10 protein-coding genes and 1 tRNA gene are annotated in these 16,745 nt (G+C 64.1%); 3 read left to right on the top strand and 8 right to left on the bottom strand.

From position 1 onward, the window contains the following. The gene (locus tag MTP16_RS18245; protein ID WP_243512651.1) at positions 1-918 is read left to right on the top strand and encodes an isoaspartyl peptidase/L-asparaginase family protein; all 918 of its coding nucleotides are present in this window, start codon (positions 1-3) and stop codon (positions 916-918) included. 68 nt (positions 919-986) lie between these two features. Here MTP16_RS18245 and MTP16_RS18240 read toward each other — a convergent pair whose 3' ends face one another. The 3 genes from MTP16_RS18240 to MTP16_RS18230 all read right to left on the bottom strand — a co-directional run bounded on the left by MTP16_RS18240 (position 987) and on the right by MTP16_RS18230 (position 8,087). Continuing rightward, positions 987-2,003, bottom strand: coding sequence for a hypothetical protein (locus MTP16_RS18240; protein WP_243512648.1), 1,017 nt, complete (start codon positions 2,001-2,003; stop codon positions 987-989). Between the two features lie 167 nt (positions 2,004-2,170). Next, positions 2,171-3,964, bottom strand: coding sequence for a delta-60 repeat domain-containing protein (locus tag MTP16_RS18235; RefSeq protein ID WP_243512646.1), 1,794 nt, complete (start codon positions 3,962-3,964; stop codon positions 2,171-2,173). A gap of 328 nt (positions 3,965-4,292) precedes the next feature. Further along, positions 4,293-8,087: a caspase family protein gene (locus tag MTP16_RS18230; protein WP_243512643.1), complete on the bottom strand. Its 3,795-nt coding sequence runs from the start codon at positions 8,085-8,087 to the stop codon at positions 4,293-4,295. A 68-nt stretch (positions 8,088-8,155) separates the two neighbouring features. On the opposite strand from MTP16_RS18230, the gene MTP16_RS18225 reads away from it, so the two are divergent. Together MTP16_RS18225 and MTP16_RS18220 are read left to right on the top strand one after the other, a co-directional pair. Further along, a complete protein-coding gene (locus MTP16_RS18225) occupies positions 8,156-10,207 on the top strand; it encodes a caspase family protein (protein WP_243512639.1) in 2,052 nt (683 codons plus the stop codon). An 83-nt stretch (positions 10,208-10,290) separates the two neighbouring features. Beyond that, positions 10,291-10,911, top strand: coding sequence for a hypothetical protein (locus MTP16_RS18220; RefSeq protein ID WP_243512636.1), 621 nt, complete (start codon positions 10,291-10,293; stop codon positions 10,909-10,911). 77 nt (positions 10,912-10,988) lie between these two features. Here MTP16_RS18220 and MTP16_RS18215 read toward each other — a convergent pair whose 3' ends face one another. From MTP16_RS18215 to MTP16_RS18195, 5 genes are all read right to left on the bottom strand, one after another. Then, positions 10,989-11,369, bottom strand: a complete 381-nt coding sequence (locus tag MTP16_RS18215) for a hypothetical protein (RefSeq protein WP_243512633.1) — start codon at positions 11,367-11,369, stop codon at positions 10,989-10,991. Between the two features lie 256 nt (positions 11,370-11,625). Further along, a tRNA-Leu gene (locus MTP16_RS18210) sits at positions 11,626-11,707 on the bottom strand. Positions 11,708-11,744: 37 nt separating this feature from the next. Further along, a complete protein-coding gene (locus MTP16_RS18205) occupies positions 11,745-12,290 on the bottom strand; it encodes an iron-sulfur cluster co-chaperone HscB C-terminal domain-containing protein (RefSeq protein WP_243512631.1) in 546 nt (181 codons plus the stop codon). Positions 12,291-12,445: 155 nt separating this feature from the next. Beyond that, on the bottom strand, positions 12,446-12,742 hold the full coding sequence (locus MTP16_RS18200; RefSeq protein WP_243512629.1) for a putative quinol monooxygenase: 297 nt from the start codon (positions 12,740-12,742) through the stop codon (positions 12,446-12,448). 148 nt (positions 12,743-12,890) lie between these two features. Next, positions 12,891-16,583, bottom strand: coding sequence for an alpha-amylase family glycosyl hydrolase (locus MTP16_RS18195; protein ID WP_243512627.1), 3,693 nt, complete (start codon positions 16,581-16,583; stop codon positions 12,891-12,893). Positions 16,584-16,745 lie beyond the last annotated feature (162 nt).

Here is a 16,745-nt window from a genome sequence, read left to right as displayed (position 1 = left end):
ATGGGAAAATACGTCATGCTCATCCACAGCGGAGCCGTCAACACCGACCCCTCCACCATCACCCCCGAAAAAGAAGAAGCCCTGAAACAGGGCCTCGACGCTGCCCTGCAGGCCGGCTGGGAAATCCTGAACCGCGGTGGCACGGCCCTCGACGCCGTGGAAGCCGCCGTGATGAGCATGGAAGACAACGAGCTGTTCAATGCCGGACGCGGCGGCATGTTCAACATCAACGGCGAGGTGGAAACCGAAGCCTCGCTGATGGACGGCGCCACCCTGCGCGGCGGGGCAGTGAGCGGCCTGAAAATGATTAAGAACCCCGTGCGCCTGGCCCGCCTGGTGATGGAGAAGTGCAAGCACACCTTCCTCACGGCCGAGGGCGCCCACGAGTTCGCCCTCTCCCAAGGCCTAACCCTGCAGGACCCCAGCTACTTTAAAACCGACGAGCAGCGGCAGGAGTGGATGGACATTTTGCAGGAAGCTGAAGTGGAGCACCCCAACAAAAAAGACACGGTGGGCGCCGTGGCCCTCGACCAGCATGGCAACCTGGCCTGCGCCACCTCCACCGGCGGCATCGAAGGCAAGCTGCGCGGCCGCGTGGGTGACAGTTGCATCTACGGCGGCGGCGGCTATGCCAACAATGAGGTATGCGCGGCCTCCTGCACCGGCGACGGCGAAATCATTATGCTGGCTTCCTGCGCCCATGAGGTGTACGCCCTGCGCAAGTACAAGAAGCTTTCGATTGCGAAAGCCGCCCGCGGCGCCGTGGAAGTGTACGCCGACAAGCTGCAGGGCGACCGCGGCATCATCGCCATCGACCCCGAAGGTAACATCGCCCTTGAATCCAACACCAACGTTTTCCGTCGGGCCTACCGCATCGAAGAGGAAGAGCCCTTCATCGACATTTGGATGGACAAGTAGGCGCGGCGCAGTGCGCACACCCGCTGGCTGTGAACTTACGCGAAGCCGTGCGGGAAAGTCTCCCGCGCCTACTTCATGGTTTTCAGAATAGCCGCCGGGGCTTGGTCCAGCACGTTGATGTTGTCGATAATGGCCTTGTTAACGAAGTGGGTTTTGCCGGATTCCACTACCGTTACCGCCACCGAGTAGATGCCCTGCCCGTAGCCTTTCCGGATGCCGTCGCTTTGGGCAGTGGGCGCGCTCAGGTAGCTTCCCGCCGAGCGCGGCACGAGGTAGAAATAGCCCTCCAAGGTCTTGTCTTTCTGTTGCTGCTCGTAGGCCCGCAGCGCTTCGGGGTTGTTGATTGGCACGTCGCGGAGCGTGAGCATGGCCGTGCCCAGCACTTGGTTAGTGTGCATCGTGCCGTCGTCGCCAATCCAGGAGCCGGCCAGCTTCACGGCCACGTCGAGGTTCACTTTGTCGTTTTGGCGGTACATCAGCGTCCAGGGCATGTACCAGTGTGCGGCGGGCACTTTGGCCTTGGCGTAGTGCAGTTCCAGGTCGGCCACTTTGAGCTGAAACACGGAGTTGTTCAGCAGATTGAAAAGGCTGGCTTCGTCGTCGCGCATGTCGAGGCGCAGGCGCAGGGCCAGGTTGTCGGAGCTGCCCGTGCGGGCCGTGCGCGTGAGCTCAAACCCTTGCAGCTTGATGCTGTGGGGGTCGAGCACGCCCGATTCGGAGGGCGCATCGTAGAAATACAGGTTGCTTTTGCCAAACTGGTATTCGGCCGTGTATTTTTTCTCTTCCTGCTTGATGAGCTGTTTCACGCCGTCGGCCGCCATTGGCAATGCCTTGGCCAACAGTGGCACCAGCACAAACAAGCCGCGCGAAGTGCCCCGCGAGGCCATCAGGCCTGCGTCCTGGCGCTGGTGCCCCAGGGCCGCGGCAATGTCCAGGGGCCGGGGGCGCTCAATCACCTTGAGCTCCAGCTTTTCATTGGCGCGCTTGTTGGTGGTGGGCAGGGCCATGCAGCCGCCCAGGGCCAGTGCGGCCAGGCTTTGCAGCAGCGGGCGCGCCGCGCCGGAAAGAGGAAAAAGGGCCATCATCACAGAAAAAAGGGGGCTGCCCAAACGGACCGCCCCAACCTTTATTTTTCAATACAAAGACAAAACTAGCGCCGCCGGGCTGGGTTGGCGGCTTCGGCCCCGAGAGTTCGCCTTCGCTCCGGCCACCCGGCGTCCGCAGCGACCGGCGAAGTGGGCCACCCGGCCCGTCAGTTGGCCGGGGTATTGTTCTTTTTAAACGCTTGCTGGTCGGCCCTCATGTCTTTGGTCATTTCCTTCGACAGCGCGTTGCTCCACAGCACCGCATTGGCGTATTTGTCCTCGGCAGGGTCGTAGGAGTAGTTCAGGTGCACTTTTTCGCTGTCCCACGTCACGCTTTTGTTGCCGGGCAGGCCCGGGCCGTATGCTTTTTGCAGGGCCTCAAGCAGCTGCGGACCTTTTTCGGCCGGCACGCGCAGTCGCACTTCCCGCAGCCGGTCCTTGTAGAAGATGTAGGCCGCAGAGGCCTGCACCGGGCCCACGGCCAGGCGGTCGTCGGCGGTGTAAAGCTTGGTGTCGCGGGTGTCCTGGGCCAGGGTTTTGTTGCTGATGGCGGATGCAGGCGTTTCAAACTTCACGCCCGCGATGCCATACGCCTGGTCCAGCTTTGCGAAGCCCGCTTCAATCTTTTTGCCATAGGCTTCCTGCACGGCCACGTCGGGGTCGGGCTGGGCCAGGCCGGTAGCTAACGGCGCAGCCGAGCCGTCGGCGTTGAGCTCCAGCATACCCGCGGGTATTTTCGCGCCGTTGTATTTGCTGAAGCCGCCCCCGATGACGATTTTGCCGTTGGGGCGCCGCACCAGCACTTGCACGGCCTCGTTGGGGCCGGCGCCGCGGTAGTTGAAAGACTTGTCGAGGGTGCCGTTGGGCAGCAGGCGAAACACCTGGTCGGGGGTGTCGTCGTCGCCGTTGTAGCTGCGCACGCCGCCGCCCACCAGCACGCGCCCGTCGGGCTGCAGCGCCAGCGCCGCCACGCCCGCGTTGGTGCCGGTACCGTTGGGGTTGAAGCTCTCGTCGCGGGAGCCGTCGGGCAGCAGGCGCATCACGCCGTGGGGCATTTTCGGCGTCTCGCCGTAAATCACCTGAATGGCGTTGAAGGTGACGAAGATGCCGCCAATCAGGATTTTGCCGTCGGGTTGCAGCGCCAGGGCCAGCACGTCCTGCTTCTGGGGCACCGGGTCTTCTTTACGGCTGGGCCGGTAGCTAAAGGTTTTGTCGATGGTGCCGTCGCGGTTGAGGCGCATCGCGCAGCGGGAAATGCCCTGGTCCCCGTTGTAAGAGTCGAAGTTGCCCGCCACCAGGATTTTGCCGTCGGGCTGCAGCAGCAGGGCGTTCACGTCGGCTTGCTGCTTGCCGCCGCTGTATTCGGCGCGGGCGAAGCCCTTGATGCTGGCGTACTCGCTCGGGGCGGCGAAGGTGCGGTCGAGGGAGCCGTCGGGGTTGAGGCGCACCAGGTTGTTCTCGGAGCCGTCGCCGTGCTGGGTACCGACCACTATTTTGCCGTCGGGCTGCAGGGCCAGCGCGTTCACCCGCCCGCCGAAAGAGGTCAGGTTTTCCTCCCCCTTCAGGTTGAAGGATTTGTCGAGGGAGCCGTCGGGGTTGAGGCGCATCAGGCCCGATGGGGGCTCGGGCCCCATGCCGTTGTTGTAGTTCAGCCAGTAGCCGCCCACCAGGATTTTGCCGTCGGGCTGCAGCGCCAGGGCTTTCACCAGGCCGTAGCTATCGAAGCCCGAAGCGCCCGACCGGAATTCCAGGGCCCGGTAGTTGAATGTTTTGTCCAGCGTCCCGTCGCGGTTCAGGCGCAGGATGCAGTCGGAAGCCGCTTCGTTGCCGTTGTAGCTGCCAAACTTGCCGCCCACCACCACTTTGCCGTCGGGTTGGTAAGCCAGCGCGTGCACCTCGCCGTCGTAGCCAAAGCCGTCCGGGGTCGTTGCCTGCGCCTGCGCGGCCGTTGCGGCGGCCATGGCTAGCAGCACGCTACGCACGCTAGTAGTCAGCAGACCACACATTTTCATTCGACAGGTTCTCTCAGCAAAAAGGAGCAAGCGCATAAAAGGCTAGTGGAAATGAAGTTAAAAAAGGCTTCAGTGGCCCAAAACAAAAGGTTAATGAATAATAAAACAACTATTATGATACATCATTTTTCTGGTATGTTATCCTTCCTGACTGCCCTTGATGAGCGGCCAAGGCCCACGTGGCCGGCTGGCTAAAAGGAGCCCGTTTCCGCCCACCGTTGCTCAATGAGCGGCGGTTGATTCAGCACGGCTCACGCCAAATGGCCCCAGGTCGCGCTTACTTCAGCCGCGGCACCAACTGCGCCAGAAACGCCGTCACAAACGCCGCCGGTTGGCTGAAATCGGCCTCAAACACCTGCGGAGCCAACACTTGCTCGGGGCCGCGCAGCACCACGTAGCGCACCCGCAGCCGGGCGCCCGCCCGCTCGTAGGTGCCCGACACGCGGTAGGCGCCGGGGTAGTTGCGGGCCTCGGTGAACACCAGCGGGGCGGCCTTGCCCCGGGCCGTGGTTTCACGCAGCTCGGCGTTCAGTTGCTCGGCCAGGGCCAGGTCGTCGAACAGGCGCTCGGCGCTCAGGAAGCTGGCTGCCATGAACACGGGCTTCGGCTCAGCCAGCGTGATGCTGGCCTTGAGGGCGGCGTCCACGCGGCCCAGGTCGAAGCTCTGCTGGCTGTCGGGGCTGCGGTAGAGGGGCTTTTGCTGGCCGCCGATGGTTTGGGCCAGTTGGGGCACTTCGTCCACGGCGTATTGCAAAAGGCGCTGCACGTCGGCGTATTCTTCGCCGCCGTCGGGGCGCAGGGCGGCGCCTTTCAGGGCTTTGAGCAAGGCGTAGGTGAGCAGGCCCTGGCCATAAAGGCCCGACTCGTAGCTCACGGCATCGGCGGCCGAGCCCGACAGGATGTAGAAGCCCGTGCGGTCGGTGAGGCGGTCGAGGGCGCGTACCTGGCTGGCGGGCACGTCGCGGGCGGCCACGGCCATGGTTTCGGCCGCGCGGCCCGAGGCGCAGGCATCCAGAATGAGCACCTTTTTGCGGCAGGCCAGCCGGTTGAGCCACCCGGTGAGCTCCTGGCTCGACACGGCGCAGCGCGCGCGCACGGCGGGGTCGGCCAGGGCATCAGCATCGGCCCGGGCGGCTTCCTGGGTGAGGTAGTAGAAGTCGCCGCCCGCGCCGCCGGTGCTCACGCCGTGCCCGGCCAGGTACACCACCAGCACGTCCCAGGGCTTCACCTTGCCCACCAGGCCCGCAAACCAGGCCCGGAGGGCGTCGCGACTGGGACGCTGGCCCGCCTGGGCCGCGTCGGAGTGGTACAGGCTGACGTCGACCCCAGCCGGGCCGTAGAGGCGCTCGGCCGCGCCGCGCAGGGCGGCAGCAAAATCTACGGCGTCTTTGCTCGAAAAGCGCAGGTCGGCCTGGGTGCCGGCGTAGTCGGAAGTGCCGAACACCAGCGCGTAGAGCCGGGCCGGGGGCGTATTGGCCGGGGCTTGCGCGGCTTGCACTACGGCGCCGCGCCGGCCGGTTTCGGCCGGCGTGAAGCTCACCGAAACCGGCGCGGCGCTAATCCAATGGTCGCGGTTCCAGGCCACGACGCGCAGCTGGTTGGGGCGGCCGGGGAAGAAGCGCTTGGCGTATTTTTTCAGGTCCAGGGTGATAAGCAGCGAGTCGAGGCCGGCGTTGCGGGCCGGGTCGGGGCGGGCGTCGGCCACTATTTCCGCGTCGTCCAGGTACACGCTCACGGCCCCAATGCCCCCGCGCCGGTTGCCGAGGCCGATGCGCAGCGTGCGGCGGTCGGGCCCGCTGAGCTGCGCCGTGACTTTAGGCGGCAGGTCGACCTGCTCCAGGCGCGGCACCTCGCGCAGCGGCTCGGTGCTGTAGCCCAGCTGAATCCGCAGCAAATCGGGCTGGTAGTAGCGCTGCTTGAGCTGGTTCAGCTCCACAATTTTCCAAGGCTCTTCGGCGTCGGTCGAGTCGTTCACCACGTAGTACATCAGCTTCATGGCGGCCGGCGAGGCGTCAAAAAGGCCGTTCTCGGTAAAGGCCACCCAATCAGCAGCTTTCCAGTCGCCGTCGCGCAGGATGGTGAGGCCCACCAGATTGCGGCCGGTGGGTGCATCCCAGGCCCGGATGCTGCCGTCGTAAGCCGTCGTGTAAGCCCGCTGGGCATCGGCGCTCAGGGCGAAGCCGTCGAGCCAGGCGGGGCCGCTGGCCCAGGTGCGGTCAAGCTGCAGCGTGGCCGGGTCGAGCCAGTGCAAGCGGCCGTCGCCGTAGCTCACCAGCACCCGGCGCAGGGCCGGTACGTATTCGGCCCGCATGCAGCGGCCGCTCGCGCCGGGCAGCACCACCCGTTTCACTTCCTTGCCCGTATCGAGCCGGTACACCTTCATTACCCCGTTGTAGAGGCACGTCAGCAGCGTGTTGTCGGGCAGGCCGGCCAGGGCCGACACCCGGCTGCTGTCCTTAATCCAGGCCACCCGGGCTTTGCGCCGCAGGTCAAAAACCATGACCTCGTTGGTGCCGCCCGTAATGCAAGCCAGCGTGTGCGCATTCGGCCAGGCCAGATACTTATAGAAGGGAATGCCAGTTGTGGCCTCAGTAGGCAAGGTGCAATGTAGCCGGCCGCTGCGCCGCTCCCGCACCTGGATGTCGCCGCTCGGCAGCAGCTGGCACGCAGTATATTTCCCGTCCGGGCTCAGCACCTGCATGTTGGCTATGCTGGCGCCCTTGGGCAGGGGTGGGGCGGATTCGTGGCACTGGTTGCGAAAGCTCCAGAATTCTAGCTGATTGCGCTTGGTGGCGTAAACCAAGGTGTCGCCGACCAGGTCCTGGATGATGGGGGGAACGTCGGAGTAGGTTTTGAGCGCCCGCAGCTCGTTGGTGCGCAAATCCCATTGCTTCAGCTCGCCGTCGTTGCCGCCCAGGTACAGCTGGTCGGGCCGCGCCACGGGTTCGTACATGCGCGTGGCGTGCTTGGGGTTGAGGCGTAGCATGGCCCCCGTCTGCAGCGACACCAGCTGCACGCCCCCCGTCCCGTACGTATTCCAGTAGGCCACCCGGGGCTCGCCCGGGCCCGGTACCATGACCATCGAATCGCCGTGGTCTTCGTCAAACACGATTTCCACCGCATACGGGCAGCTCACGCGTCGCTCTATTTGGTTAGAACGGCAGTTATACAGCAGGAAAGTGACGCTGTCGGCGTTGGGGCGCGCGCCAATTACAAGGCGAATGCTGTCCAAGGGTTCCACGGCAAATAGCTCCAGGCCCGGCAAAGGCAGTTTCAGCGTCTTGCCACCGTCGGCGAGTTCTTTCAGGTGGAGCTGGGCCGGTTGTTGGGTAATGGCCGCGTACCGCTTGCCATCGGGCAGCAAACACGCCGACACAAACAACGCACTGGAATACCAGGCCGCAAAATCCCACTGCAGGGAATCGGCCCGGGCGGGCACGTACTCAAAGTTGTGCGCCTCGTCCAGCTTCGAGGTATCGGAAGCGGCCCAGAAGAAATGCTGGCCATCGGGGCTGAAATCGGCCTTGCTGATGAAGAAATCGGAATACTTGCCCGAGGACTTTACGGCTTTTTTGGCCACGTCCCACTCCACTACCCGGCCATCGGCATCGGCCGAAAGCAGCTGCCGGCCATCGGCCGAAAAGGAAACGTCCGATACCAGCGTGCCGTGCGCATTGTCCACTTTTTTTATCAGACGGCCGGTGTTCAAATCCCACCAAAAAACATAGCCCTGGAAGTCGCCGCTGACCACTGTGCGGTTGTCGGGCGCCACGGCCATGGCCGAAACCCCGTTCTCGTGCCCCAGAAAGGTGAATACCTCCTTGCGCGTGCGTATGTCCCACACCACCACGGACCGGTCCTGCGCCGCCGTGAGCATGTAGTGGCCGTTGGGCGAAAACTGCACGTCGCCAATGGCGCTGCTCTGCCCCGTCGGAATCACCAGCCGGGGCCGCTGGGCCCGCGCCCCGGGCCCGCCCAGTACCAGCAGCCCCAGCACCGCCAGCCACCCCATCAACCGGCGCAGGTAAAACGGGGAGAAATGCTGAACGCGAGGGCTTCGATGAGCCGACATCTTGTAAATAATGGTTGGTTGTGGGTTTTTCGCAATTCAAATATAACTTGCCCTATACTTTACCCGCCATGAAAAGACTTTTGCTGCCCGCGCTGGCGCTGCTGTTGGCGGCGCCCGGCACCCGGGCCCAAACCAAGCCGGCGGCGGCCAAAACAGCGGTTGGGGCCACCAAGCACGCCCTCATTGTGGCTGTGGGCGCCTACCCGGAAAGCAGCGGCTGGGGCCAAATCAGCTCCGCCAACGACGTGCCCTTGGTGAAGGCTGCGCTGCTGCGCCAAGGCTTTGCCGAAGCTAATATCCGCGTAGTGGCCGATGCCGCCGCCACCAAGGCCGGCATCGTGGCCGAGCTGAAGGCGCTGGCCGGCCGCGTGAAGCCCCACGACGTGGTGGTGTTCCATTACTCCGGCCACGGCCAGCAGGTGGCCGACGACAACGGCGACGAAACCGACGGCCTCGACGAAGCGCTGGTGCCCGTCGATGCCCAGGCCTACTTCGTGCCCGGCACCTACGAAGGCCAAAACCACTTGCGCGACGAAGAGCTGGGCAGCCTGCTGGGCGCCGTGCGCCAGCGGCTGGGCCCCCAGGGCGAGGTGCTGGCCGTGCTCGACGCCTGCCACTCCGGCACCGGCACCCGCGGCCTGGCCCGCGCCCGGGGCACCCAGCAGCCGCTGGTGCCGCCGGGCTTCAGGCCCAAGGACGCTGCCTGCGCGCAGGGCTGCTCGTTCGGGGCCGGCGAGGGCCACGCCGCCGGGCCTCAGGCCCCCATGGTGTGCTACTTCGGGGCTAGCCCCAGCCAGCTCAATTTCGAAACCACCGACCCCCACGGCAAGGGCGTGGGCTCGCTCTCCCTGGCTTTTTCCAACGCCCTGACCACCGCCACCACCGCACCCACCTACGAAACCCTGTTCGACCGCATCAAAGCCGAAATGGTATCGACGGCCCCCAACCAAACGCCGCAGGTGGAAGGCCGCACCAGCGCCCAGGTGTTTCGGGGGCGCACCGTGCCGGTGCCGCGGCACTATAAGCCCACCGCCTGGCTAGCCGACACCCGTCTGCTGATTGACGGCGGCACCCTGCAAGACCTCAACGAGGGCACCGAAGTGGCCCTCTACCCGCCCGATACCGAAACCGGCAAAGGCGGTAAGCCCCTGGCCACCGGCAAGGTGGTGGCCAGCCAGCTCACCACGGCCACGGTGGAGCTAACCGCGCCACTCACCGGCAGCGCCCGCAACGCTTGGGTGGTGGTCACGGCCCACGCGTTCGGCCACCTTAGCGCCAACCTGAAGCTGGCCGTAGACGACCCCACACTGAAAGAAGGGCTGCTGGCCGCCCTCAGGCAGGAACCTTACACACTGTTCGTGAAACTGGTTGAAACTGGCCCCGTCGACCTACTGGTGGAGCAGAAAAAGGCGGCCCCGCCGCAATTGCTCACTGCCAGGGAGCAGCTGGTGTATCAGCCCGAGGCGCAACTCACCGGCCCGGCCGCGCGCGTGGCGGGCTTGCTGGGCGCCATCAAAGATGCGGCTCGGGTCAATTTCATTCGCCGGCTCCAGACGCAGGCCGAAGGACTGGGGCTGGAACTGGAACTGGTGCCCGTGGCCGTAAAAAAGGCCGGCGACTACGTTGCGCTGGACCACGTGCTAGACCCCGCCACCAAAAGCGACGGCACGGGTGGCCTCGTGTACATAGCCGGCGACTACCTGCAACTGAAAGTGACCAACACGGGCCGGAAAAAAGCTTATTTCACCGTGCTCGATATTCAGCCCGATAACCAGCTCAACGTGCTGCTGCCTACGGCCCGGCCAGATGATAACCCGGCCGACTACCTGCTGGAGCCCGGCCAGTCGCGCGTGTTCCCCAACATTCTGCAAATCTCGCCACCCTACGGCCAGGAAGTATTCAAAATCGTGGCGTCCGCCACGCCCCTCGACCTGCGGGCCCTGGTCACGACCCGTGGCGCCAGTGCCGAGAGCAGCCGGGGCACTAACCCGTTTGCCGCATTGGTGCAGGAAAGCTACCACCCCGGCGCGCGGGGCGGGGCCGCCACCCAGGCCCTGCCCGCCGAATCGGTGAGCACTTTCGACCGCGTTTTTACCATTGCCGCACCCGTGCAGCCGTAGGATTTTTCTGCTTAAAGGCCTGCCGGGCAACGGGTATTTTGCTGTCGTTAGTCGGGTTCTGGAAATTCATCTCTTTCACTGCAATGCCCTTACATCCGCGTGTGGCCCGGTACCGGCGCCTGAGTATGCTGGCCTCCGCGCCTGCGCTGCTGGTGCTGCTGGCGCTGGGCCTGCTGCCGGTGGTGCGGCGCTACACCGTCGTCAACCGCGGCAGCGAAACCATTTACGTCACGCCCCTGATTCATTTCAGCGGAGAAGGGGAGGGCGCCGGAGCAGCCGCGGCGTCCGGTGCCGGCGCGGAAGACCCGGCGCGGGTAGCGCAATTTTCCGTGCTGCCCCAATATAGCACGTATCAATTCCCGGCCTGGCCCGCCGCCCAGGAAGCCGAGTTGCCCGTGCCTGCCGGCGGTGAGCGGGTTTTGTTCGTGGATTACGAAGGCCTCCGGCAGGAAGATGGCGCTCAGGTGCTGGTGGTGCGGCGCGCCAGCGGCCCAGCCGGGTACCTGGAAGCCGATTTTTGGGAGCGCACCGTGGTGGAGCCGTCGGCGCATTTTCCGGCCGCTACTTCCGCCATGCAGGCCGCCGTAGCCCGCCGCGTCGGGAGCTACGGCTGGCTGGGAACCGCCGGGCTGGCCGCTATTGCCTGCTTATTTCCCCTCCTGTGGCTGTGGAGCTGGCTAACGAGCCGAAAAACGGGCCAATAGAGTTGCTCTGGTAATTACGAAAAGCCGTGTGGCGCATTGGTGCCAATGAGTTGGCCCGCGACGACTAGCGAGAGGCACTATTTCTTGGTAAAGCCCAAAGCGAGCACGGCGGCCAAGTCGGCGGGGCTGACAGTTGCTTCCAGCACCAATCCGGTGGGGCAGTTGCAGGCGTTGCACACGGAAGCCTGGCCCGTAGCACTGGCTTGGGGCTGGTTCAAGGTAAGGCCTCGCTGAGCAAAGTAAGCCCCTGCCACCACCACGAGCTGCTGAGGTCCCTGGGCCTGGCCCCAACGGTCGGCACATTGGGTCTGGGCGTAGCGCACCGCCACCTGCTCCTGTTGCGGCTGCGTGGGTTCGGGCAGATTATCATTGTCGGGGCCGCAGATGCAGCCCGTGGCAGCCAGGGCGCTTAAGCAGCCGAGTAGCCAAGTGGCAGGGCGGTTCGATTTCCGTTTCATAAAGCAATGATTTGGTGGAATAATCTGCTGACCGACAGCAGCCACCAAACGTTGCATCACCGGAATTAATCATGCTGGTCTGCGATGTCGACGCAGCAATGTTTTAACCCTATGAACACTAGCTTTTCAGGAATCCAGTTTAAGCTTTCCAGGCTGACACGCTTTGCAAAAGGTACCGTTTCCACTCCGGCTCTAGGTGCCGCAAACAAAAACGCCAGAAACGAGGCCAACAGACCTTATTTCTGGCGTTTTAATGTACCCGGAGCCGGAGTCGAACCGGCACACCTTGCGGTATTGGTGTTTGAGACCAACGCGTCTACCGGTTCCGCCATCCGGGCAGGATGAACTTTTTAGAACAATGCCGCTCTGCCGGTATCAGGAGCGGGCTGCAAAGGTAGCAACTTGCTGCTGGATGCGCAACAGATACCGCTTTTTTAGGTAGTAGGTGCGGATTTGCTGGAGCGCCGCCGGGCGATGGTCGGCCGGGAGCTGCTCATATCCAGCCAGTACCGGCTCGATACCGGCGTCGAGCGTTTCGGAAATAGCCGTGACTTCGGCCGCAACTTTGGCTTGGGCGGCGGCGTCGGGCTCCATTTCCAGCTCCATCAGCTGCTCGTTGAGGTCCATCATGTCCATCAGGAAATCGGGCGGGAGCTGCTCCTGCTTGCCTTCTTCGAGCAGGCCGTGCTGGCGCAGCAGGTAGGCCATGCGCTGGTCGGCGTCGGCGAGGGTGCGGTAGGCGTCGGTGTTGAGGGTGGCCTGGCGCAGCATCTCGGCCTGGTTTTCGGCCGAGGAAGTGGCGTGGAAGTCGGGGTGAGTTTCGCGGCTCTTGGCGTAATAGAGCCGCTTGAGGGCAGCCTCGTCGGGCCGGAAAGACTCGGGCAGGCCGTAGAAGGCGAAGTAGTCGGGGGTGTCGGGCATAGGGCGAAGGTAGGGGGCGCGGTACTGGCGGTGCTTTTTTACCGGCAAAGCAGGCTCAGGGTTTGAGAATGTGCTTTAAGCGCAACGATGGTCACCGCTCCGGTAAGTGCACCACGGAATGCTAGGCGCACCGCCTGTTTAGCGAGCCATCGGCATCATTCAACGACGCCGGCCGATGTCGAGGAAAAAGCCACTGGCGGCGCTGCAAATAGCTTCTTCGTAGCCGGCCATACTTTGCCAAAGAGCGTCGATTTCCGGTAGCCGTTCAGCGCGGCTTCGTCGTCCCAGCGGCTGTGGGTACAGTAGATGTTGGGGCTCTCCGCATCCTGCCACAGCTCTAGGTGCTGGCAGCCGGGCTGCTGGCGGATGTGGTGCTTGGTGGCGTGAAAAAGTGCAAGAAAAGCCGGCACGTGCTCCGGCGCAAACGTCATGCGAACAATGCGAATCAGCATTATGAGGAGTATAGGCAAAAAGGAACAATGTAGCAACGCGTACTTGCGTCTCGTCGTCCGCATCGGTTTGTTCAGGTTCAACCGTTTTCGTTCAGCGACGAGACGCAAATATGCGTCTCTACATTGTTTGATGAGCGTTTGATTGCTGCTACTCGCGCACCACGCGCAGGCGCTGGCTTTGCCCATCGGGCCCGGTGATGGTGAGCAGGTAAATGCCCGGCGCGGCGCTCCGGAGCGCATTGCTGAGTGGTCCGGCCAGCACGGCGCGCGATGCCGGGGCGGGGGCAAACACCGTGCGGCCCACCACGTTGCTCAGCGTCAGGTGAAGCGGCGCGTCTTCGTTCAGTATCGGGCCGCCGAGTAGCTGCAGCGCCTCGCCGCGGCTGGGGTTGGGCACCAGCACGTAGGGGCTGGTCGTGGTCCCGACATACACCACGGCACTGAAATGCGCGCTGCCATCAAGGTCGCGCTGGCGCAGGCGGTAAAAAGCCGCACCAGTAGCTTCGGCATCGGTATAGCTGTAGCTGGCGGGCTGGCTGCCCCCGTGCGCCGCCACCGTGGCCACGCGGCCAAAGGCTTGGCCGTCGGCTGATTTTTCAACCTCGAAGCCCGCGTTGTTTTTTTCCTGCGCCGTGGCCCACGTTACCCGCACGGTGCTGGCTCCAATGCGCTGCGCGTAAAACTGTGTGAGCGTGACGGGCAGGGGCGCGGTGCCATTGCCCAAGGCAAACAGCAGGAACGAACTCACGCCGACGCGCGTGGCCACGTAGGGAACGGCGCCGCTGAGTGTCACGCGGCCCAACTCCGTCCAGGTGCTGCTAGCGCTACCCGCGTTGCCATACAGGCTGGCCTGGGTGGGCACGAAGCCGGCGTTCTGGTCGGCCGCCGCAAACTGCACGCTTACGTCTACCACCGGGCCGGTGGCGAGGGCCGGCGTGGCTTCCCAGGTACGATTCACGAATTCCGCCTGTCGGGCATAAGGCGCGCCGCTGCGGCCATTGGTGAGCACACCGCTGAAAGTGCGCACCTGGAACGTGGTGCTGGTGCCGGAATTGGCCAGCGTAAGCGGCATGTAAGAAGCGGCCGTGCCCACCGGGAATACGACGGCCGACCCGCCCGTGGGCACGGGCCGGGCCACGTAGCCGCCGGTGGCTGCCACATCGGGCGTAATCACGTAGCGGCTGGCGTCGGCGCCGCTGATGGTGGCGGTGCTGCTCAGGGTCAGGCTTTGGCTGTCGACTACCAAGTGGCCGGCGGTGAAGGTGAGGGCGTCGCTCACGCTCACCGGGCTCAACAGGCGCACGTTGGCGGCGTTATTTATTTTGAGGTTGGTGATGGCGAGGGCCGTGCTGCCGCCGGTGCTGAGGGTTTGCTCGACGCTGCCGTTCAGTTCCAGCGTGCCGGAGCCGCCGATAGAGCCAGCGGCCGTCACGTTGCCGCTCACCTGCCAGGTGCTGCCCGCAGCCAGCGAGAGGCTGGCACCGCTTTCTACAGTCAGGTCGTGGGCGGCCAGGTTGCCCGTGCCCAGCTGTGGGGCGAAGCTGGTGCCGGCCGGAATCAGCACGTCGGTGCTGGCGGTGGGCGTCACCCCGTTTTCCCAGTTGCGGCAGTCGGCGGGGTCGGCCGAGGCGTCGTTGCTGGTCCAGATGGCCACTTGGTTGGTGGGCAGCGGTGCGGTGAGGGTGTTCACAGCCGTAGGCGCGGTGTAGCTTACCTTCACGTAGCCACGCTGGCCGGCCACGGTGGCGATGGTGTTGCGCACTTTCAGGGCCAGCCACCCGGTGGTGCTGGCGGTGTAAGTGCCGCTGGCGGCGGCCGTGCCGGTGGCGCTGCTGAGCAGCTGCCCGCGCAGGTCGTACACCCCGATGGTGAGGCTGCGGGTGTTGCCGCTGGCTTCGGGGTAGAGGTTATAGCTCACTGGCTGGCCAGCTTGCACGAAGATTTTGCCCACCAGCCGGGTGTTGGTCGAGTTCGAGGGCAGGGCACCACCCTGGCCCAGGCCGCCGCAGTTCAGGTCGCCCAAGTCGTCGGCCATTTCCCATTCCTGGGTGGTAATGGTGGCGCGGGAGGGGTTGTAGGTCGAATTGTCCTGGCCCACCGGCGCCCACACCGAGTAGCCCCGGCGGCCCAGCAGGGCGCTGCCGTCGCAGGGCGGCGTGTTCACGTCCACATAGGCGTTGCCGTCATTGCCTCGAAACACCGTGTGCACGGCTGTACCGTTGGCGCCCGAGTAGTCTTTGAGTTGGGTACCCACCGCGAAATCAGTGCGCACCGTGTTGTTCTGCCAGGTGTTGTAGTTGTCGTTGATGCCAATAAGGGCTTTGGTGCTGCGCTCCATCACGAGGTGGTCGCCGGAAGCATAGGTCACTTTGTAGGCACCATCCTTGAAATTGAGGTGCTGGTGGCACCACAGCAGGTTCACCAGGTCGTCGCGCACGGGCAGGTCGGCCGTGGAGGCTGGCAGGTGCGTCCAGCGCTTGCCCGTGCCGCCGATGTTGAACAAGTCCTCAAAAAAGAGGTGCGGGTTGCCATCCACGGCAAAAGCCACGGCGTAGGCCGCCGACAGGCGTGGGTCGAACGGGTCGATGTGCGCCGCCAGCTCCTGGCTGCCATTCCAACCGGTGTAGTTGCCGGTGGCGTCGAGCTGGGGCCGGAAAGTATCGTGGTTGTTCACGAAGGGCGCCGTGCGGTGCACATAGGTGTTCGAGCCAGCGTAGTAGGCCACGCGCTGATTCTGCTGCTCGGCCGGCAGCTGCGCCAGGTTGTAGCCGCCGTTGCCGCTCACCATCCCGTAAATGGCGCCCCGCAGGCCAAAATCGAAGGTGCCCATCAGGAAATCCTGGCCGCCGTTCTGGCTCCGCACGTCGTTTACGTAGCCATCCAGGTCCGACTTGCCGCCCACGAACTCGCCCACGTTGAACATGCTTTCGCCGCCGTTGGCCCAGCCGGCGTTGTACTTCAGGTTGAAGCTAAAGTCCTGCTGCGCGTTGTAGCTGAAGTGTTTCACCGCGTCCCAGCGGAAGCCGTCGACGCCGGTTTGCTTTTTCATCCACACCAGCCAGTTGCGGGCCTGCGTCTGGCTGTAGCCCGCGGTCTGGGCAGGGTTATAGGCGCCGGGGTAAAGGGCGAGGTAGCCGGGGCTGAGCGAGCTGTAGCCGTCGTTGCCACCGTCGTTGCCGTAGCAGAAATCAGGACCGAAGAAGGCGCCCGTCATGTCGCTGCCTGTGTCGTTGTGGCCGAGGTGGGGGTGGAAGTTGGCGTAGTTTTTTGGCCAGCGGCCCTGGCGGGCGGCGTAGGCGGCGCCGTTGTCGCCGGCTTCGGGCTGCGGCGTGGCAAAGGAGCTGTAACGGAAGGTTTTGTAGCCGCTGTTGGTGGCCATCGAGTAGGTGGGCTCGGGGTCCTGGCCACCGTCGCCGTTGGCGGCCGAGCCGGCCCCGTCGGCGTGGTTCAGCACCACGTCCTGAATCACCTCAATGCCGTTGGCGTGCAGCACGGCCACCATGCGCAGAAACTCGTCTTTGGAGCCGAAACGGGTCCGCACATCGCCCTTCTGGTATTTGTCGCCCAGGTCGTAGTGGTCGAAGGGCGAATAGCCCACGTCGTTGGTGGCGTTCTTGTTTTTGGGCGTGGGCGGAATCCAGACGGCGTCGACGCCCATGCTTTTCAGGCGCGGGGCCAGCTCGGTGAGGTAGTCGGCCCACTTGAAGCGGTAGTTGCCGTTGTAGTAGTCCCACCAAAAAGCTTGCAGCACCACGCGCTTCACGGTGGTTTGGGCGGCGGCGGGGAACTGGCTCAGCAAGGCCAGCAGCCACAGCGCCGCCAGGGCGTAACGTTTTCTCATTTAGAAGATATAAGCAGGGTGGGAGCAACCACAAATTTACAAAAACTTGCCTCCGCCGGAAGAATTGAAAAAGCCGGTTTTAACCCTGGTACAAAGGTTTGCGGAGCCGCATAGCCAGCCCGTTTTTAAGCCTTCGGACCTGCTAAATCACAGTCGCATAAC

The organism is Hymenobacter monticola (assembly GCF_022811645.1).
In the GTDB taxonomy this organism is placed as follows: domain Bacteria; phylum Bacteroidota; class Bacteroidia; order Cytophagales; family Hymenobacteraceae; genus Hymenobacter; species Hymenobacter monticola.
The sequence above is the reverse complement of the archived record's forward strand: the minus strand, read 5'-3'. Positions and strand labels throughout refer to the sequence as shown.